Annotated in this window: 19 protein-coding genes; 13 read left to right on the top strand and 6 right to left on the bottom strand. The window is 42.5% G+C overall.

Annotated elements, in window-relative coordinates; genetic code table 11:
- On the bottom strand, window positions 1-297 hold a 297-nt coding region (locus tag FTV03_RS13420), incomplete at its 3' end, for a helix-turn-helix domain-containing protein (protein ID WP_180041713.1).
- A 299-nt stretch (window positions 298-596) separates the two neighbouring features.
- On the opposite strand from FTV03_RS13420, the gene FTV03_RS13415 reads away from it, so the two are divergent.
- The 6 genes from FTV03_RS13415 to recJ all read left to right on the top strand — a co-directional run bounded on the left by FTV03_RS13415 (window position 597) and on the right by recJ (window position 7374).
- Complete coding sequence (locus tag FTV03_RS13415) at window positions 597-1394, top strand: MBL fold metallo-hydrolase (protein ID WP_078190564.1); 798 nt, start codon at window positions 597-599, stop codon at window positions 1392-1394.
- 99 nt (window positions 1395-1493) lie between these two features.
- Window positions 1494-1859, top strand: coding sequence for a YkgJ family cysteine cluster protein (locus tag FTV03_RS13410; RefSeq protein WP_180041711.1), 366 nt, complete (start codon window positions 1494-1496; stop codon window positions 1857-1859).
- A 219-nt stretch (window positions 1860-2078) separates the two neighbouring features.
- Window positions 2079-3545, top strand: a complete 1467-nt coding sequence (guaB, locus tag FTV03_RS13405) for an IMP dehydrogenase (protein WP_180041709.1) — start codon at window positions 2079-2081, stop codon at window positions 3543-3545.
- A 118-nt stretch (window positions 3546-3663) separates the two neighbouring features.
- Complete coding sequence (gene glmM / locus FTV03_RS13400) at window positions 3664-4995, top strand: phosphoglucosamine mutase (RefSeq protein WP_180041707.1); 1332 nt, start codon at window positions 3664-3666, stop codon at window positions 4993-4995.
- 18 nt (window positions 4996-5013) lie between these two features.
- Window positions 5014-5670 carry a pyridoxamine 5'-phosphate oxidase gene (gene pdxH / locus FTV03_RS13395; protein ID WP_180041705.1) on the top strand — a complete coding sequence of 219 codons (657 nt, stop codon included), beginning with the start codon at window positions 5014-5016 and terminating at the stop codon, window positions 5668-5670.
- Window positions 5671-7374, top strand: a complete 1704-nt coding sequence (recJ, locus tag FTV03_RS13390) for a single-stranded-DNA-specific exonuclease RecJ (RefSeq protein WP_180041703.1) — start codon at window positions 5671-5673, stop codon at window positions 7372-7374. It begins immediately after the preceding gene.
- Window positions 7375-7445: 71 nt separating this feature from the next.
- On the opposite strand, the gene FTV03_RS13385 is transcribed toward recJ, so the two are convergent.
- From FTV03_RS13385 to FTV03_RS17980, 3 genes are all read right to left on the bottom strand, one after another.
- Entirely contained in the window at window positions 7446-8231 is a 786-nt protein-coding gene (locus FTV03_RS13385; RefSeq protein ID WP_180041702.1) for a putative porin, read from the bottom strand.
- A gap of 326 nt (window positions 8232-8557) precedes the next feature.
- Window positions 8558-9076: a porin gene (locus tag FTV03_RS17985; RefSeq protein ID WP_373687965.1), complete on the bottom strand. Its 519-nt coding sequence runs from the start codon at window positions 9074-9076 to the stop codon at window positions 8558-8560.
- Between the two features lie 80 nt (window positions 9077-9156).
- Window positions 9157-9381, bottom strand: coding sequence for a hypothetical protein (locus FTV03_RS17980; protein WP_257220799.1), 225 nt, complete (start codon window positions 9379-9381; stop codon window positions 9157-9159).
- A 181-nt stretch (window positions 9382-9562) separates the two neighbouring features.
- Between FTV03_RS17980 and prfB the strand changes: the two genes are divergently transcribed.
- The 5 genes from prfB (at window position 9563) to FTV03_RS13355 (ending at window position 14641) form a co-directional block, all read left to right on the top strand.
- Window positions 9563-10658, top strand: a protein-coding gene (prfB, locus tag FTV03_RS13375) for a peptide chain release factor 2 (protein WP_168379411.1) whose coding sequence is annotated in 2 segments (ribosomal slippage) — window positions 9563-9634 and window positions 9636-10658 — 1095 coding nt in all. Because the reading frame shifts where the segments join, the coding sequence is not laid out codon by codon here.
- A 154-nt stretch (window positions 10659-10812) separates the two neighbouring features.
- Window positions 10813-11112 carry a helix-turn-helix transcriptional regulator gene (locus FTV03_RS13370; protein WP_180041700.1) on the top strand — a complete coding sequence of 100 codons (300 nt, stop codon included), beginning with the start codon at window positions 10813-10815 and terminating at the stop codon, window positions 11110-11112.
- A 37-nt stretch (window positions 11113-11149) separates the two neighbouring features.
- Window positions 11150-12238: an alkene reductase gene (locus tag FTV03_RS13365; RefSeq protein WP_111884475.1), complete on the top strand. Its 1089-nt coding sequence runs from the start codon at window positions 11150-11152 to the stop codon at window positions 12236-12238.
- 87 nt (window positions 12239-12325) lie between these two features.
- Window positions 12326-13606 carry a 3-deoxy-D-manno-octulosonic acid transferase gene (locus FTV03_RS13360; RefSeq protein ID WP_180041698.1) on the top strand — a complete coding sequence of 427 codons (1281 nt, stop codon included), beginning with the start codon at window positions 12326-12328 and terminating at the stop codon, window positions 13604-13606.
- 324 nt (window positions 13607-13930) lie between these two features.
- On the top strand, window positions 13931-14641 hold the full coding sequence (locus tag FTV03_RS13355; protein ID WP_180008785.1) for a 16S rRNA (uracil(1498)-N(3))-methyltransferase: 711 nt from the start codon (window positions 13931-13933) through the stop codon (window positions 14639-14641).
- Here the strand turns inward: FTV03_RS13355 and FTV03_RS13350 are convergent.
- Both FTV03_RS13350 and FTV03_RS13345 read right to left on the bottom strand, forming a co-directional pair.
- Window positions 14627-15598 (bottom strand): mechanosensitive ion channel family protein, encoded by a 972-nt coding sequence (locus FTV03_RS13350; RefSeq protein ID WP_078190551.1) that lies wholly within the window; start codon window positions 15596-15598, stop codon window positions 14627-14629. The two genes, FTV03_RS13355 and FTV03_RS13350, sit on opposite strands and share 15 nt — an antisense overlap.
- A 123-nt stretch (window positions 15599-15721) precedes the next feature.
- Window positions 15722-16300: a DUF805 domain-containing protein gene (locus tag FTV03_RS13345; protein ID WP_180011586.1), complete on the bottom strand. Its 579-nt coding sequence runs from the start codon at window positions 16298-16300 to the stop codon at window positions 15722-15724.
- A gap of 284 nt (window positions 16301-16584) precedes the next feature.
- Here FTV03_RS13345 and acs point away from each other — a divergent pair, with 284 nt between their 5' ends.
- Entirely contained in the window at window positions 16585-18528 is a 1944-nt protein-coding gene (gene acs / locus FTV03_RS13340) for an acetate--CoA ligase (protein ID WP_180022761.1), read from the top strand.
- 305 nt (window positions 18529-18833) lie between these two features.
- The gene (locus FTV03_RS13335; protein ID WP_180041696.1) at window positions 18834-20012 is read left to right on the top strand and encodes an acyl-CoA dehydrogenase family protein; all 1179 of its coding nucleotides are present in this window, start codon (window positions 18834-18836) and stop codon (window positions 20010-20012) included.
- The last annotated feature ends 225 nt before the right edge of the window (window positions 20013-20237 follow it).

Here is a 20237-nt window from a genome sequence, read left to right as displayed (position 1 = left end):
TTGTGTTAAAGCACCTGAAATTTGTTCGGGTGACCAGTCCAAACCAATCAAATAATCAATATAAGCGAAGGCAAATGCTGTCATTGATGATGAAGGACGGTACCGTCTTTGACTTGCAAATTTAGCTGCCTGTTGAGCTCTATATCCACGTTGCCCAGTATTTCTTTTTAATTCACGGTAGATGGTTGATCGTGAACGTCCTAATTCCCGAGCAAGGCTAGCGATTGAACTTTTACTTTTCAAAGTAGCATAAATTTCGTATCTTTCATCTTGAGAAAGTTGGGTGTATTTCTTCATTGTGTGCTTTCCAATTGCGAGTTGAAAAAGTCTAATGATTCTATGAATACACCTAACTTTTTCAACTAACTACAAATGTGTTGCACTTGGGATTTGAATCTGCGAATAATGATCTCACCATATTAAAAATACATGAAATCCTGAGTTAAAAACTCAGGATTCTTTGCCAATAAATGAGACCCAATTCACTGATATTTCAGATAATATTGACTTAATATTTATTGTAAGTTTCCCTAAATAAATATATGTTATTCACCTATAGAATATATTTTTTTTGATAAAAAATTTGGGGAATGGGAATGGCTTTCGAACGCACAACATCACAGGTACTTTATGATGATGGAAAGCATAAATGTATTAGCTTTACCAGCTTGGTAAAAGGCGAGGGCGTACAGGCGAACCAGTTCCTGATTTTGGATAATGAGCGCGCAGCGGTGCTTGATCCAGGTGGTGACTTGACTTATGTCCCACTGACTATGGAACTGAATAAATATACCCGTTTGACCAATCTTGACTATGTGATGGCCTCGCATCAGGACCCAGACATTATTACCTCGATGCCGCGTTGGTTGGTTTATACCGACGCCAAAGTGGTGGCATCTAAGCTGTGGGCGCGTTTCTTACCGCATTTAAACTCTGCATTTATGAGTGACCGGATGAAAGGCAACTGGTTGGATCGTCTGATCGAACTGCCAGATCATGGTCAGGTGATTCCATTAGGCAATAGTCATTTGGTGGCTGTTCCTGCACATTTCCTACATTCGGTTGGTAACTTCCAATTTTATGACCCGATTGCCAAAATTTTATTCTCAGGGGATATGGGCGCATCTATGGTGGATGATGCCTCTAAACCTTTAGAAAATTTTGCCGCTCATATTCCTAAAATGAAAGGCTTCCATCAGCGCTACATGTGTTCGAACAAAGTGATCCGTCTGTGGGTCAACATGGTACGGACGATGGATGTGGAAATGATCGTACCGCAGCACGGCACGCCATTTATTGGTAAAGAACAGATCAATCAATTCTTAGATTGGATCGAAACCTTGCAGTGTGGTGTCGATTTAATGGATGAAACAGTCTTTACTTGCCCAGTATAATGACTTGAAAATCCAGAAAAAATAATTGAGTTTGCAGATAACATTTTTTAATATTTTTTGTCCATAAAATAAGCTTTTAGATGACGAGAATAGATAAAAATGTTGTCTCAAATACCGACTCAGGATGCATGTTTAACCTGTGGAGCATGTTGTGCCCACTATCGCGTTTCTTTTTATTGGGCAGAAGGGCTGAATATGCCCGAACATTATACTGAGCCGGTTAATGCTGTGTATTCATGTATGGCGGGCACCAATCAAACACAGTCTCGTTGTATCGCTTTGGGTGGTGAAATTGGGCAAGCAGTGAGTTGTAGTGTGTACGAGGCGCGCAGTTCCACATGTAAAAGTGTGCAGATAGCTGATGAGCAATGTAATAAAGCACGCATCGCGCATCAAATGATTCCATTGATCAGTATTCCACTGCATGACGCTGAAAATGATGAAGATTTCGATCAAGTCAGTTAAGGCTTTAGTTCCAGAATAAATTTATTGAAATTAAGCGGTAGAGTCTTCGGATTCTGCCTGTATTGAACAAGTTGCTGACTAACCCTCAGTGTATTCTTGCTGAAAACAGCATATTCGATGGTTAATATTGAAAACTCCGTAAAGAATTGCCGCAATTAAAATGAAAATTGAACGGAAATTTGTATATAATGGCTCACGGAAATTACCAGCGAGACTGTTATGTTGACCATCGTTCAAGAAGCCCTAACCTTTGATGATGTCTTATTACTCCCTGCCTATTCTACTGTTCTCCCAAAAGATGTCTCTCTTAAGACACGTTTCACACGTGGCATCAATTTGAATATTCCACTTGTTTCTGCTGCGATGGATACTGTGACTGAATCACGTATGGCAATTGCAATGGCGCAAAACGGTGGTATCGGTATCCTGCATAAAAACATGGATATTGCTGCACAAGCTGCAGAAGTTCGCCGCGTGAAAAAATTTGAAGCAGGTATGGTGAAAGACCCAATTACCGTTACACCAGAAACGACTGTACGTGAGCTGATTGCTTTAACTCAAGCAAATAACATCAGCGGTGTACCAGTGGTGAAAGACGGTCAAGTGGTGGGTATTGTTACTGGTCGTGACACTCGTTTTGAAACCAATCTTGAGCAACCTGTTAGTAACATCATGACAGGCCATGATCGTTTGGTGACTGTTCATGAAAACGAATCAAAAGAAAACATCCAAGCATTACTTCAAAAACACCGTATTGAAAAAGTCCTTGTTGTAAATGACAACAACGAACTGAAAGGTTTAATCACGGTTACTGATTTCCGTAAAGCTGAAAACTATCCAAACAGCTGCAAAGATGACTTAGGTCGTTTACGCGTTGGCGCTGCAGTAGGTACAGGTGCAGAAACACCAAGCCGTGTAGAAGCATTGGTGGAAGCAGGTGTTGATGCGATTGTTGTTGATACAGCACATGGTCACTCTGCAGGTGTAATTGAACGTGTACGTTGGGTTAAAGCCAACTATCCACAAGTTCAAGTGATTGGCGGTAACATCGCGACTGGTGATGCAGCTCTTGCATTATTAGATGCTGGCGCAGATGCAGTGAAAGTGGGTATTGGCCCGGGTTCAATCTGTACTACACGTATTGTGGCTGGTATTGGTATGCCACAAATCTCTGCGATTGACAGCGTTGCCAATGCACTAAAAGATCAAATTCCATTGATCGCAGACGGTGGTATCCGTTTCTCTGGTGATATGGCAAAAGCGATTGGTGCAGGCGCGAGTACCATCATGGTAGGTTCATTGATGGCAGGTACTGAAGAAGCACCGGGCGAAGTTGAATTCTTCCAAGGTCGTTACTACAAAGCTTATCGTGGTATGGGTTCATTGGGTGCGATGGCAGGTGCAACAGGTTCTGCTGACCGTTATTTCCAAGACTCAAAAGCCGGTGCTGAAAAACTTGTACCAGAAGGTATTGAAGGTCGCGTACCGTACAAAGGCCCAATGGGTAACATCGTTCATCAAATGATGGGTGGTTTACGTTCATCTATGGGTTATACCGGTTCTGCGGTGATCGATGACTTACGTAAAAATGCACAGTTTGTCAAAATTACTGCGGCAGGTATGTCTGAATCTCACGTACATGACGTGACTATTACTAAAGAAGCACCAAACTACCGTGTTGGTTGATATTTAGTAGCTTTTAGCCGAAAAGGCCGTCATTAATATGACGGCCTTTTTGTTTTTGGTGTAAAGTATTTACAGTAAAAAGTGATGATTAAGATCACCATTAAGAAGTGAGTACAACATGAGTTATTTTGGTACAGATGGCATTCGTGGCAAATTCGGTGAATTGCCTATTACCCCTGAATTTGCATTAAAACTAGGATTTGCCGCAGGTAAAGTATTAAAACAATACAGTAAAAAAGCAAAGCCCATCGTTGTACTAGGTAAAGATACCCGATTATCGGGCTATATTTTAGAGTCAGCATTACAAGCCGGTTTAAACGCAGCAGGTGTTTATGTTCATTTGCTGGGTCCATTACCTACACCCGCAATTGCCCATTTAACCCGTGCATTACATGCCAGCTTAGGCATCGTGATCTCGGCGTCGCATAACCCTTATTTTGATAATGGCATTAAGTTCTTCTCGAGCGAAGGTAAAAAATTGCCGGATGAAATTCAAGAAGCCATTAACAAAGAACTTGAAAATGACTTGGTGATCGAAGACCCAGCAAACTTAGGTAAAAGTGTGCGTGTGAAGGATGCCAATGGTCGTTATATCGAGTTTTGTAAATCAACCTTCCCGTACCATTTTGACCTGACAGGCTTAAAAATTGTGGTGGACTGTGCCAATGGTGCAGCCTATAGCGTCGGTCCTTCGGTATATCGTGAACTGGGTGCAAAAGTGATTGCGCTGTTTAACGAACCGGATGGTTTGAACATCAATAAAGACTGTGGTTCGACGCATCCTGAGTTTTTACAAAAAGCAGTTGTTGAACATCAGGCGGATTTAGGGATTGCCTTTGATGGTGATGCTGACCGTGTGATTATGGTCGATAAAAATGGTCAGCAAATTACCGGTGACCATATTCTCTATATTTTAGCCACTCAAGCGAGTCAAAAGCCTGCGGGTATCGTGGGTACCGTGATGAGCAATATGGCGCTTGAAATTGCTTTAGATCAAGCGAAAGTGCCGTTGCTTCGTGCCAAAGTTGGTGACCGCTATGTATTACAAGGCCTAGAAGAAAAAGGTTGGGTAACGGGTGGTGAGCCATCAGGTCATATCTTGACTTTGGACAAGAGCACCACAGGTGATGCGATCATTGCTTCACTTCAGGTGTTAACAGTGATGGTTGAGCAAGGTAAAGCTTTGCATGAATTGGTGGACGGTTTTGAGTTATTACCTAACGTCTTGGTGAATGTTCGCTTGGCTGCGATGTTTGACCCCTACGCCGTACCTGCATTGGTGAGCGAGTTTGAAAAAGCTGAAGCGCAGCTCAAAGGACGCGGTCGAATCTTGATTCGTAAATCAGGCACAGAGCCGGTGATTCGAGTCATGGTTGAAGGTAATGACCTTGAAGAAGTCACAGCGTTGGCAAATCATTTGGCCAATGCTGTTCGTGCCAATGCAGCTTAAATCAAGAGGGGATATTGCATGAATGATGTGATTAAGGACTTAAGTGAACTGCGTTTAACTTATCAAAAAGGTGAGTTGCATGAAGATCAGGTGAACCGTGATCCACATGAGCAGTTTTTATTATGGTTTAACCATGCCTTAGCAGCACAACTGCATGAACCCTATGCTATGTCTTTGGCTACGGCAAATGCCCAAGGTCGTCCGCACGTGCGGACGGTCTTGTTGCGCGGTGCGACCCATGCAGGTTATGACTTCTACACCAACTATGACAGTCAAAAAGGCAATGATCTGCTCGATAATCCTTATGCAGAATTATTGTTTTATTGGCAAGAGCAGGAACGTCAAATTCGGGTCAGTGGTCGTGTGGAAAAGATATCTCTCGAAGAATCGACAGATTATTACCATAAGCGACCGCGTGATAGCCAAATTGCAGCGCACATTAGTACTCCACAAAGTGGTGTTATCGCTAGTCGTGAAGAATTACAACAGCGTTTCCAAAATTTGCATGATCAAGTGGAAAGCAAAGACGTTTTGGAGAAACCTGAGTTTTGGGGCGGCTATCGTTTAGTTCCGGATTATTATGAATTTTGGCAAGGCCGTCCGAATCGTTTACATGACCGCTTGAGTTATAAACTACAGGATGGTCAATGGGTTTTACAGCGACTGATGCCATAAATGTCTAAACTTTTAATTCAACAAAGACCCTATTTGACGCGCCCTGAAGATATTCAGGGCGTTGCCCCGTTTATTGCTGATTTATTGGCACGTCGCGGGGTTTCTTCCGCACAAGAGCTGGAATTGAAGCTTAAGCACTTACATGCGCCAAACTTAAAGGGTTTAGAGCAAGCGATTGAAATAATCGATCAAGCAATTGATACTCAAAAGAAAATCGTCATTGTGGGTGATTATGATGCCGATGGTGCAACCAGTACTGCATTGATGGTCTTGGCACTGCGTGACATGGGCGCGGATGTTGAATATCTGGTTCCAGATCGTTTTAAGTATGGTTATGGCCTGACACCCGCCATTGCTGATTTGGCCTTCGTGAGCTTTACACCAGATGTGCTGATTACGGTCGATAATGGTATTTCGAGCCATGCTGGTGTAGCGCAGGCACAGGCACATGGTATGCAGGTGATCATTACCGATCATCACCTGACCACAAAGGAAACACCACTAGCAGAAGCGGTGGTAAATCCGAATCAGTTCGGATGTGAATTTCCAAGTAAAGCCTTGGCTGGCGTAGGTGTTGCATTTTATGTGTTGGCAAATTTGGCCAGTATGCGTAAAAAAAATGCTAAATCCACAGCCAACCTCAGCCAATATTTGGACTTGGTGGCCTTAGGCACTTATGCCGATGTTGCAAGTCTAGATCTGAATAATCGGATTTTGATCGATGCTGGTTTGAAGCGGATACAGCAAGGATTATGTCGTCCAGGGATCAGTGCATTATTGGATATCGCTGGTCGTGATCCCGCACAGTTAAAAGCACAGGACTTGGGCTTTGTAGTTGGCCCACGACTCAATGCAGCTGGGCGTATGGAGACTATGGATATTGGGATTGAGTGTCTGATTGCGGCGGATTTAAGTACGGCTTATCCGATTGCGCAGCAGTTGAATCAACTCAATATTGAAAGACGCCAAGTCGAAGGGCAGATTAAACAGGAAGCTCTGGCTGAGTTAGAACATATTCAGCTTGATCAGGATAACTTACCTGCAGCCTTGATCATGTTTGAACAGCATTGGCATCAAGGGGTGATTGGGATTGTTGCAGGGCGTTTGAAAGAACAATTCCATAGACCTGCAATCGTCTTTGCTGCAGATGAAGATGGCGTACATATTAAAGGCTCTGCGCGTTCTATCGAAGGTATTCATATTCGAGACAGTATTGAGCGTATTGCTGAATTACATCCGCATTTGGTCAGTCATTTTGGTGGACATGCAGCCGCAGCAGGACTAACCATTCAAAAGCAGCATTTTTCTGAATTTAAAACCGCTTTTGAAGCACTCATCGCTGCGCAAGATGAAAGTTTATTTCAGGCCACTATTTGGACAGATGGCGAATTGCCCGATTCGGCCATTAATGTCGAAACCGTCGATCTTCTGCAAAATTTAAGTCCATGGGGACAAAAATTCCCTGCACCGGTCTATGAAGGCCTATTTAAAATTTTAGATTATCGTTGGTTGAAAGACCTACATTTGAAATTAAAACTTGCTTTAGATAATGGTTTAATGGTGGACGCAATTGCATTTAATGCGGCAGAAAAATATGAATTTAATCCTATGCAAGATAAAATCCGCTTGGTCTACGAACTCGATAAAAATGAATTTAGAGGAAATGTCAGTGTTCAATTGAGAGTTTTACACTTGGCTCAATAAATTCCATTTTTACAGGCAAATAAAAAACCGCTCAGAAGAGCGGTTTTTTTTATGGTTTTGACTTCAATGGATTAGAAGCGGTATTTCGCTGCTACACCAAATGAATTGTAGTCATTGTTGCCAACTTCACCGAAACCAACACGACCTTCAAGGCTCACTTGTTGGTTGAAGAATTTACGTGCATTGATCCCTACTTCGTTACGATCAGTGACATCGTTGTTGTAGTAGTCAGCACCAACACTGAATGTTTTGTCGATGAAGTAATCCGCTGCTAGATTGAATTCATCTAGATCACCGAATGCTGCACCCGCTTCAAGGTTGATGTCTTTACCATTGCTTAAAGTTGTTACGTATTTAGCACGTAAAGTTGGATCTACACCGTCGTCATCGTCATTGTCCCAACCTTTTAGACCGGCAGCAACTAAGAAACCAGGTGCAGGAAGGTAACCCACTTCAGCTGCATAATAAGTTGTATCATTGTCTACTGTGCCGAATGGAGTGTCAACTTCGACATTATTACGGCTTACATCACCAGATACATAGAAATCTGAGTTTGGTACGAAGTATTCGATACCAACGCCATAAGTATTGTCGTCAACATTGCCACGATCAGCGAAAGTTGCGTGTGCATTTACGTTACTTGCACGGTTTAAGAATGCAGCTTCTGCAAGAGGAGCGTTACGCGTTTGAACAGGGTTGAAGTAATAAGTACCGTTTACACCAAATTCACTGCCAGAGCTTCCATTATCTGGGTCGATGTAACCAGCTGAAGCGCCTACTTCTGCTTGATAAGCATGAGCTGTACCTGTAATAGCAAGTGCAGAAAGAAGTGCTGAAGCAATTGCGAGTTTTTTCATGGAAACTACCCCTCTAAATTGTTTGGCTAAATTTAATACATTTTTTGTTACAAGTTTTAGTCTAGAGAATTTTTAAAGATGGTCAATCGCTGCAAAGTTGCAGAACTGTGTATTCGGTAATTTTATGTAATTTTAATTATTTAAGATATTGAAAAATATATAATTATTATTAATGTTTTGTTTTATTAAAACTGTGTAGATATTATGAATTTGTAGATTATTTGGTCAACAACTGGACTTTTTTTAAAGTAAATATTACATCGAAAAGAAAAAAGCACCTCAAATTTGAGGTGCTTTTTTAATGCACATTCCTAATTCAAACGAAATTAGAAACGTAAAGTTGCATTGATGTTGAACGCTTGAACGTCATCACCAAAACCAACTTGACCACCGATTGCTAGGTTCGGGTTAAGGAAGTATTTTGAACGGATAGCGAAGTAATCCGTGTCTTCATCACCATCATCTTCGATGTTGTAAGATGCACCAATGCTAAAAGCTTGGTCGAAGTAGTAGTCTGCACCAATCGTAACAGAGTCTAAATCACCAAAAGCGCCATCTGCCTCTAGGTTGATGTATTGACCATTGTTCAAAGGCGCAACATATTTTGCTTTAACAGCAAAACGGTTGTCTTCGTCTTCATCATTGTCGCCTTGATAGCCATCAATACCAACAGCAAGTAAAAGGTTAGAGACAGGTAAATAACCTACTAATGCGCGGTATGTTGTTGAATCATAGTCCTCGCTTGCTGAAATGCCAGCAACTTTTACTTCAGCTTTTTCTTCTTTGTAGCCTAATTCACCATTAAAGTAGAATTGTTCAAAGAAGTATTCAGCACCTAATGAAATATGGTGGCTGTCATATTCTGCTTTGCCTGCAAGCGGACCTGAAACAGGAAAATAATCTGATACATCTACTGTTTTTGTATCTAAATATTGCTGTTATGACCTAAAAATGCAGCTTCGTTTAATGGGCCATTTTTAGGGTTTACTGAGTCTAAATATAACGTGCCTTGTAAGTTGAACAATCCGTTTGAATCTACGATGTCATTGTCCCAATCTGTATAAGTAAAACCGCCATCAACTTGACCATCATAAGCAAATGTTGATGAAGTGAAAACAGCTAATCCTAGTGCAAGTAATGTCTTTTTCATAAAACCCTCGAAACATTATTGTTGTAAATAAAATGTAATAAATAGTAAAGCGAGCGTATTGTTCATATTATGTACATTGAAGTCAATGATTTGGATGATCAATCTGGCTGAAACTGTGCAAATGCTCTGTGATATAATAGGCGGCTATTTAAGCCAAATTTTTTGATTGAGAGTAATTCACGTGGAAATTAATCCGTATCTATTACAGCTAAAAGACTTAAACGACCGTGGTCAAACATTACGGGGGTATCTTTGACTACGATCTGAAAAAAGAGCGTTTAGAAGAGGTTCTACGTGAGCTGGAAGACCCAGCAATTTGGAATGATCAAAGCCGTGCGCAAGCAATGGCAAAAGAAAAAGGTGAACTCGAAAACGTCATTAACGTGCTCGAAGGGCTTTCAACTCAACTAGAAGATGCCCAAGCGATGCTGGATCTTGCGGTTGAAGCAGAAGAAGAAAGCTTACTTGTGGATGTGCAAGCAGAGTTAACTTCAGCGGAAGCAGAACTTGCGAAATTAGAATTCCGTCGTATGTTCAGTAATCCGATGGACCCGAACCCATGCTATGTCGAAATTCAAGCAGGTTCAGGTGGTACTGAAGCACAGGACTGGGCATCGATGTTACTACGTATGTATCTACGTTGGATTGAACGTCATGGCTTTAAAGCAGAAGTGATGGAAGAGTCTGATGGTGATGTGGCAGGGATCAAGTCTGCAACGATCCGTGTAGAAGGTGAGTATGCATATGGTTGGTTACGTACAGAATCTGGCGTACACCGTTTAGTCCGTAAGTCACCTTTTGACTCGGGTAATCGTCGCCATACTTCATTCTCAGCAGTTTTTGTATCGCCTGAAATTGATGACAATATTGAAATTGAAATCAATCCAGCTGATGTACGTACTGATACCTATCGTGCATCTGGTGCGGGTGGTCAGCACATTAACAAAACAGACTCTGCGGTACGTTTAACTCACGCTCCAACAGGGATTGTGGTGGCATGTCAGAACCAACGTTCACAGCACGCCAACCGTGACCATGCATGGAAACAGTTACGTGCAAAATTGTACGAACTTGAAATGCAAAAACGTAATGATGCGGCACAAGCGTTGGAAGATACCAAGTCAGATATCGGTTGGGGCAGCCAAATTCGCTCATACGTTTTAGATGACTCGCGTATTAAAGACTTACGTACCAGTGTGGAAAGTTCAAACACCGGCGCAGTACTTGATGGTGATTTAGATAAGTTTATTGAAGCCAGCCTCAAACAAGGTTTGTAATTTAAATTTATATAGAAAACAAAGTTCTATCTGTTTTTGATCATTATATCTAAAAAAATCGATATAAAAATCGAAAAAATACGATATAGTGTGTTCAAGATGCTGAATAGAACTTTGTTGTCCAAATTTTTATTTAATTAAACCCGTTTAAATTATGGATATTGATTTAATTTTTAAAGCACTTGCCAATCCGACTCGACGTCAAATCTTGGAATGGTTGAAAACACCTGAACAATTTTTGTCAGAAGAGCAATGTGGCGGCTTTAAGCGTGGTGTATGCGCTGGCAATATCGAAAAACTCGGTAATGTTTCGCAGTCTACGATGTCTAATCATTTGTCTGTGTTACAACAGGCGGGCTTAATTCAAGCCGAGAAATATGGTCAATGGTCGTATTTCTCACGCAATGAAGAACTCATTCAGCAATATATTGATTATCTGCAGAACTCACTTTAAATCATTTTTCGCATTTGAAGTGTCAGGCGAGACATATATGGCTGAACTTAATACTCCTCTCATTTTGGGTGATTTACACCTCAAAAATCGCGTTGTAATGGCGCCACTAACCCGTAGTCGTGCAACCATTGACCGTGTTCCAACGCCGATGATGGCTGAATATTATGCACAGCGTGCAAGTGCTGGATTAATCATTTCAGAAGCAACAGTCATTTCAGAAGCAGCTAATGGCTATTTGCAGACGCCGGGTTTATTTACCGATGCTCAAGTTCAGGGCTGGAAATTGGTGACCCAAGCCGTACATGAACAGCAAGGTTTAATTGTGGCACAATTGTGGCATGTCGGACGTGTCTCACATCCCGATCTTTTGAATGGTGATACACCAGTTTCTGCCAGTGCGGTACAACAGGCGGGTTATGTCAGTCTGCTTCGCCCAAAACGCGAATATGTCGTGCCACGTCCATTAGAGATTGCAGAAATCAAAAGCATTGTAGAACAATACAAACAGTCTGCAATCAAAGCCAAAGAAGCCGGTTTTGATGGTGTGGAATTGCATGCGGCCAATGGTTATTTGATCGATCAATTCCTACAAAGCAAAACCAATTTACGTGAAGATGAGTATGGTGGTTCTGTAGAAAACCGCGCACGTTTATTGCTTGAAGTGGTGGATGCGCTGATTGAAGTGTGGGGGGCAGGTCGTGTAGGTGTGCATCTTGCGCCGCGTGGTGATGAACACGACATGGGCGATCATGATCCACGTGAAACCTTTGGCTATGCCTTAGAGCAGTTGGGGCAGAGGAAGATTGCATTTTTCTTTACCCGTGAATATCTGGCGGATGACAGTATTAGTGATTATCTGAAACAGCGCTCAAATGGTGTGCCATATATTGCCAATATGCGTTTAAGCCGTGAAGATGCTGTAGATTTATTGGCCTCAGGTAAAGCCGATGCGGTGTCTTTTGGTAAAGCCTATATTGCCAATCCAGATTTGTTTGAACGTTTGCTAGCGAATGCTGCACTGAATGAATTGCAGTTGGAAAATATGATTGGAACAGATGTTGCCGAAGGCTATATTGATTATCCAAGCATGAAAAATAAATTTGGTTCAGGTCGTTCAACCTATTAATCGACACTTGAATACGCATTATCCATTAACATGTGGATAATGCTCTGATATATTCTGCCGATTCAAACCGTTTTTGAGCGTAATAATTTGACTACTCCTTTTTGGTATAACGCAGCTTTGGCGCTGATTAAGCCGCTATATCAATGGCGCATCAAAAAACGTGCTGAAGATTTCCAACTATATCAGCAAGAGTGTATTGAGCGCTTTGGGCCATTTCAGCCAGTTAAAAACCGTAATGCAATTTGGTTTCATGTGGTTTCCGTCGGAGAAACTAACGCTGCGCAGCCGCTGATTGAACATTATCTCAAAGCAGGTCATCCGGTCTTAGTTACCAATACCACCAAAACCGGACAAGCGCGTGCGAAACAATTATTTTTAAAAGCACCGTATGAATCGCTGTTTCAGGCCGTGTATTTGCCGGCAGATCAAAAAAAATTAGTCCGTCGTTTTATCGAAAAATATCAACCGAAAATGTTGGCTCTAGTCGAAACTGAACTCTGGCCAAATTTGATGATTGAAGCCGATCAGGCTAACGTTCCGAGTTTATTAATTAATGCCAGATTATCTGAAAAATCGGCGAAGGGTTATGGCAAAGTCCCGAGTTTGACGCAGCCGATGCTAAAGAGTTTAAAACAATTATTAGCGCAAGATCAGGCAACTTTAACGCGATTTATTGGGTTGGGTGCAAACCCGCATACCAGTCAGGTCGTCGGTAGTATCAAGTTTGATATTCATGCGCCTGATAGCTTTGTGCAACAAGCAGCGCAGTTGCGTCAAGATTGGGCTTTGCAAGATCGTAAAATCATCACCATTGCCAGTACGCATGCGCCCGAGGAACAAAAACTACTCGCAGCGCTGCAGCCGATTTTGCAACAACAGCCTGAGCTGTTATGTATCGTCGTACCACGGCATCCTGAACGCTTTGATGAGGTTTTTGTAGAAGCGCAGAAACTGAATTTACGTACACAGCGCCGCAGTTTAAAGCAAACGATTCAGCCTGAAACGCAAGTGTATTTGGCAGATAGTATGGGTGAATTATGGCTTTGGCTGGCACTGAGTCAGGCGTGCTTTGTCGGCGGGTCTTTAAATGAACCTGGTGGTGGGCATAATATTTTGGAGCCCATTACGTTACATGTCCCGACAGTATTAGGTCAGCATTATTTTAATTTTCAAACCATTGTGGATGAATTTGTAGCGGCCCATGCGGTTGTGGTTGTGCGGGATTTTGAGCAGGCGGCCAGTGCATTGGTTGACATCATTCAAAATACTGCGAAAGCTCAGGCTTTAAATGATGCAGCTCAGCTGATTATGCAAAAGAATACTGGGTCGCTGCAAAAGCATATTCAGGTGATTGATCAGTACCTTTGATTTTTCAACTATGATTTAAATTGGTTGATGCTTCAAATAGATGAATGAATAGGCTTGGCGGAGCCTTACATCTAAGGTTTGAAGAAAGGGCTTAGCCTTCGGCTGGAGGTACTCTTACGAAACGTTGTTTCTCATTCGGTAAAATGAGATGCTAAGCTTCGCATGGAAGCCATCTTGCGGTGCAATGCAGCTCACGACAAAACGCGTCGAATTTTTATGTCTAACAAATAATCGCTGAAATTTGAGTGATTCTATTGAGTGTTGCCTCGAACAGTTGTGGATGACGTTTTCGCGTATCCAATTGAACTGGGTAAGAGAATTTTTATGAACATCGTCCTGCTTGACCCACGTCAAACTGAATCTGAACTGTGGAGTATCAGTGCTAAACGCCAAATTGAGCATTTAAAAACCCATGTTGATGTACAGGTGGGCGATACCCTCAAAGTCGGGATTCGGGAAGGAAAGCGTTATTTAACCCAAATCGTCAGTATTGCGGATCACGGCATTCAACTTAAACCCTTACAAGAAGAAGAAGTACCAGCAAAGCATCCGGTGACTTTAATTGTGGCAATGCCTCGTCCGAAAGTGTTGCGCCGTCTGATCATGGATGCCGTCACCTTAGGCGTAGAAAAAATCATTTTGCTGCACAGTTATCGCGTGGATAAAAGCTATTGGCAGACCCCATTTTTACAGCAGCTCGATCACTATGTGACCTTAGGTTTGGAGCAGGCTAGTGACACTATTGCGCCCAAAATTGAACTGTATAAACGCTTTAAACCCTTTGTGGAGGATGTTTTACCGAGCGTGATTTCATCGGACTATCCCGCTTATGTTGCGCATCCTTATGTTGAAGATGTGATGCCCGCAGGGATTCAACATGGATGTACGATCATTATTGGACCTGAAGGTGGATTTATCCCTTATGAGGTGGATTTACTCATAAAAAACGGCTGCCAAGCAGTCAGCTTAGGCAACCGAATTATCCGTACAGAAACTGTGATTCCGTACGTTTTAGGGCGATTATTTAGCTGTTGAAGCTTCTGCCTCAGCTTGATCACCACGGTAAACTTTCACTTCCTGTACAGGGTACGGAATTGAAATACCATTTTGATTGAATGCTTGGATAACGTGTTCTTGCACTTCACTGATCGAGTTCGCAGTGGTGGTTTCAGTGGTATCAACCCACCAACGGACATTCAGATTGACCGAGAAATCAGCCAAAGCATTCACGTTTACGGTAAACGCAGGTTGGCTCAAAATGGTCGGGTCTTTGTCTAAAATGGCCAAAACAATGTTTTTAGCTTTTTGAATGTCATCTTCATAACCAATACCCACCACAAATTCACAACGACGACGTTGATAAGCGGTATTCACCGTTACCGCACTGGTGTAAACCGTCGCGTTTGGAATCACGATACGACGACCATCGGGAGAGCGTAGGAAGGTTGCACGAATTTGAATATCTTCAACTGTACCTTCCATTCCTGACACAATAATGTCGTCACCGATTTTGAACGGTTCACCGAGGAGAATCAAAATACCCGACAGTAAGTTCTGGAAAATATCTTTAAACGCGAAACCGATTGCAACCGAACCAATCCCCAAGGCACTCATGAGCTGACCCGGTGTGAAACCAGGGATCGCAATGACCATTGCAATCAGGAAACCGAAGAACATAATGGCTGAGCTACCGACACGGTTCAGGACCAAAACTAGATTTTGTTTTGAGTAAGAACGGTCAGTGAGCGCTTTACGAACAAAGAATCTAAAGAGTTTAGACAGTAGATAGAAGATCGTAAAAACAATTAATGCGATACAAATATAAGGCAGGCGTTCCCAAAATCCATCGACAAATTTATCGATCGTTGAGTATGCGTCATTATATTTAGAGGTATGTTCCAGCACGGTTTGTGCAGTTTTTTCAGTTGCCTCTTGCAAAAGTTGAGTCGTGCCTTGAGTGACATCACTCAAGGCATTTTCTTTTTCAGCCACGAGTTTTCCAAATGTTCAGATTTTTCGCTATTTTGCCTGAAATTAGTGGCGAAAATAACCCTCATTTACAGGCTTGCGAACGGATGTATCAAAATTCAGACAGGCTCAAATTCGGTTAGTGGCTTAGAAATATTCAGTACCTTGTTGAATGATTTCTGTCGGCGATTCAATTTCTCCGCTACCCATCATATAAGACGTGATGCTACCTGTAGCCACGAGCGACAAGACACTGATTAAAATCATCAACCATGCCAGAATTTTTTCCCAAACTGCAGCAGGGCGTGGCGCGCCGTATTGATTTACGGTCGGTGTGCCTGAGGCCAATAATAAATACAGGATAAAGAATAGATTGATCACGGGGATAAATAAGAGCAGTAGCAACCAACCGGCTTTATTGAGGTCATGCAGCCGACGCACGACAAAGACACAATAAAAATAGATATAGAGAATAATAATCGCCAAATAGGCGAGGCCAGATACCCCAGTGAATATGCCAACAAATTGCTCATTTAACGTCATGGTATTGATGTTGAAAATACCCACGGCAAGGCTTAAAGCGATCAAGGCAAAAAAGCTGATGATATTGAGAAAGCCATACCAACCAATCATGCTCAGTCGACCAAAACGTCCATCTGGTTTCAGGGGATTATCCGATGTAGTGGTCGTCTGACGGGAAAAGAAAGAAGAGTCATTGGTATTCATGCTTGGGTCAACTCAACGTGTATGGAAGAATAAAAAAGTGGAATGCTGAGTAAAATTACCTTTGCATTATAGGTTCAAATGAACTGATCAGATACTGAATTGAAACATGTTTTTGTTGAAATTTTGCTTATAGATGTGCTTTAAATGGGAAAGAATAATACGACCAAAGCATGATTGCTGCGATTAAAAATTAATCGTCATACTGCTGTGATGCAGAAATTATAAAAGTAGAAATGTGGCATGGCATCTCGTGATGAGATGAATCAGATCAAGGAAAATACAATATGAAAGAGATCTATCCAGTACCTGAAAGTTTTAAAAAAACCGCGCGCATCAATGAGTCGGAGTACTTTGAGCGTTATCAAAAATCGATTGAACAACCAGATGAGTTTTGGGCGGAGCAAGCGCAAAAGATCGATTGGATCAAACCGTTTACCCAAGTTAAAAATACAAATTTTAAGCAAGATGATTTCAAGATTGAGTGGTTTGCTGACGGTGAACTGAATGTCAGTGCCAACTGTCTCGATCGACATTTAAAAGAACATCCACATAAACCAGCCATTATTTGGGAAGGAGATCATCCTTCACGGCATAAAATCATTTCTTTTGAAGAACTGCATGATGAAACTTGCCGTTTTGCTAATGTGCTGAAAAAACATGGCGTGGGCAAAGGCGACCGTGTGGTGCTGTATATGCCAATGGTGCCAGAAGCGGCAATTGCGATGTTGGCCTGTACCCGAATTGGAGCAGTACACTGCGTGGTTTTTGGCGGGTTCTCACCAGACTCATTGGCAAGTCGTATCGATGACAGTCAGGCGAAAGTCGTGATTACTGCGGATTGTGGGATGCGTGGTGGCAAGCCCATTCCACTCAAAGAAAATGTCGATCTTGCACTCGACATTGAAGGCACATCTTCGGTTCAAAATGTCATTGTGGTGCACCGTACAGGTAACCCGATCGAAATGAAAGCGGATCGTGACCTGTGGTATCACATGGAAATCATGTCGGTCAATGATATTTGTCCACCTGAACCTATGAATGCCGAGGACCCGCTATTTATTTTGTATACATCAGGTTCGACAGGAAAACCGAAAGGTGTATTGCATACCACAGGCGGCTATTTAACCTATGTGAATTGTACCTTCCGTGAAGTTTTTGACCTTAAACAAGATGATGTGTTTTGGTGTACTGCCGATGTTGGTTGGATTACGGGACACTCTTATGTGTTGTATGGGCCATTGTCGAATGGCACCACGACCGTGATGTTTGAAGGTGTACCACAATATCCAAGTTGGGCTCGAACCGGACATATTGTCGATAAACACAACGTCACTATTTTATATACGGCACCGACTGCAATTCGCGCCATGATGCGAGAAGGGGATGCCTTTGTCCGAGAAAGTGACCGCAGTAGTTTACGTTTATTGGGATCGGTGGGTGAACCCATTAACCCAGAGGCATGGAATTGGTACTACACCGTGGTAGGTGAAAGCCGCTGTCCAGTGGTGGATACATGGTGGCAAACAGAAACGGGTGGTTTCATGATTACGCCATTGCCGGGAGCAACTGATTTAAAACCGGGTTCAGCGACGCGTCCATTCTTTGGTGTACAACCTGCGATAGTGGATGCTGAAGGCAATGAGCTTGAAGGCGCCGTAGAAGGCAATTTGGTGATTAAGGATTCTTGGCCGGGACAAATGCGAACCATTTGGGGTGATCCTGAGCGCTTTATTGAAGCCTATTTCTCCACTTATCCGGGGACGTATTTTACAGGTGATGGCGCACGTCGTGATGAGTCTGGCTACTATTGGATTACGGGCCGTGTGGATGACGTCTTGAACGTTTCAGGGCATCGATTGGGAACGGCTGAAATTGAAAGTGCGCTGGTTGCACATGATGCTGTGGCAGAGTCTGCTGTGGTGGGTATGCCACATGATATTAAAGGGCAAGGGATTTGCGCCTTTGTGACCTTACAAGCAGGGACAGCAGAGACGGATGAGTTACGTCAGGAACTGGTGGCTTGGGTACGCAAAGTCCTTGGACCAGTGGCAACGCCAGATGCATTGCATTGGGCGCCGGCCTTACCGAAAACCCGTTCTGGTAAAATCATGCGCCGTATTTTAAGAAAAATTGCGGCCAATGAGTTGGACTCTTTAGGTGATACCTCGACCTTGGCAGAACCTCAAGTGGTTGAACATTTGATTGCTACGGTTTATCCGAAGTCATAAGAACAATTTGAGCGTGAGTGATCACGTTCTGATGAAAGTTCACTATGGCTTATATGAAGGATTATTAAAGCAATAATGAACGTCCTTTCTCCTATAAAAGTTGATTAGGATGAAGGGACGTTCATGATGGATTTTATCCATCCTAAATACGACGTATAAAATGATCAAATTATAAGTCGCCTGAATCTTGGTGACTTAGATTTCATAAGATATAGATTTTACAGATATAGACTGCAGGCATTGAGATAAGCTGAATGCCTCTACTTTGTTAAGCTAAAACGGTAACAGAATAATCAGACAGATATATGAACGCTTCAATTCCATTGACTCAAGATCCGATCGACATTGCCCAAAAACTGGCGGCAGAATTTGCCACGACGGCTGCTCAGCGTGATAAGCAGGGGGGAAATCCCAAAGCTGAACGTGATTTGATTCGTCAAAGTGGTTTGCTTGCACTTTCCATTGGAAAACAATACGGTGGACAGGGGGCAGATTGGCTGACGATTTTTAAAACCATTCAAACCATTGCTCAAGTGGATAGCTCATTGGCGCATGTTTATGGTTTCCATCATTTATTGATTGCAACGGTACAGTTGTTCGCGCAGCCAGAGCAATATGGCCCGTGGTTTGAACAGACTGCACGTGAGCATTTATTTTGGGGCAACACCCTAAACCCTTTAGACCGCCGTACTACAGCGACGCAACTGTCTGAACATGAATATGTGTTTCATGGCGATAAAAGTTTTTGTTCGGGTTCCATGGATTCAGACATTTTGCTGTGTTCTGGCTTCAATGAAGATGGAAAATTATTGATCGGGGTGATTCCTACAGCACGTGAAGGCGTCAGTTTTCTCGGCGATTGGGACAATATGGGACAACGTCAAACCGACAGTGGAAGTAGCCATTTTGAACAAGTTAAAATTTCCAAAGATGAATTACTACTGAACCCGGGGCCTTTGAGTACACCGTATTCAAGCTTACGTCCGTTGATTGCACAGTTGATCTTTGTGCATATGTTTTTGGGGGTGGCAGAAGGGGCTTTTGAAACAGCAAAACAGACGGTTCAAAACCAAAAAGCGTGGTCAAAATCATTGGCTGAAAATGCAGTGAATGACCCTTTCATTCAAAAGCATTTTGCTGAGTTTTATGTGCAATTAGAAAGTGTACGATTATTGGCAGATAAAGCGGTTCAGCGTTTGCAATGGGCTTGGGAGATTGGTGCAGCTTTAACGGCGGAACAACGTGGAGAAGTCTCTATTGCGATTGCAACAGCCAAAATTGCGGCCACCAATAGTTCGCTGTACATTACGCAAAATATTTTCCAAGTGATGGGCGCACGTGCCACGACGGCCAAACTGAATTTAGACCGCTTCTGGCGCAATGTGCGTACCCAGACCCTGCACGATCCGATTGATTATAAATATCAGGAAGTTGGTGAATGGGTGCTCACAGCCAAAGTGCCAGATCCAAGTTTTTATTCTTAAACGTATATTGCACATGAGCCAATAAAAAGCCTCCGAAAGGGATAATGCCAGTCAGTTAAGCAAATTTTAGTAAAATGTAGTAAAAATGAGTGTATGTAAATACGCTCATTTTTTTATGTCTTTATCTGAACATTTAGAATCCACTCTTGAACATTCTCTCCCATCACTCAACCATTTTTGTGAACTTATTGATTTAAATTGGATTGAAACAAGCCTGCATCAAAC

This window comes from Acinetobacter sp. YH12218, from assembly GCF_013417925.1.
Lineage (GTDB): Bacteria > Pseudomonadota > Gammaproteobacteria > Pseudomonadales > Moraxellaceae > Acinetobacter > Acinetobacter amyesii.
The sequence above is the reverse complement of the archived record's forward strand: the minus strand, read 5'-3'. Positions and strand labels throughout refer to the sequence as shown.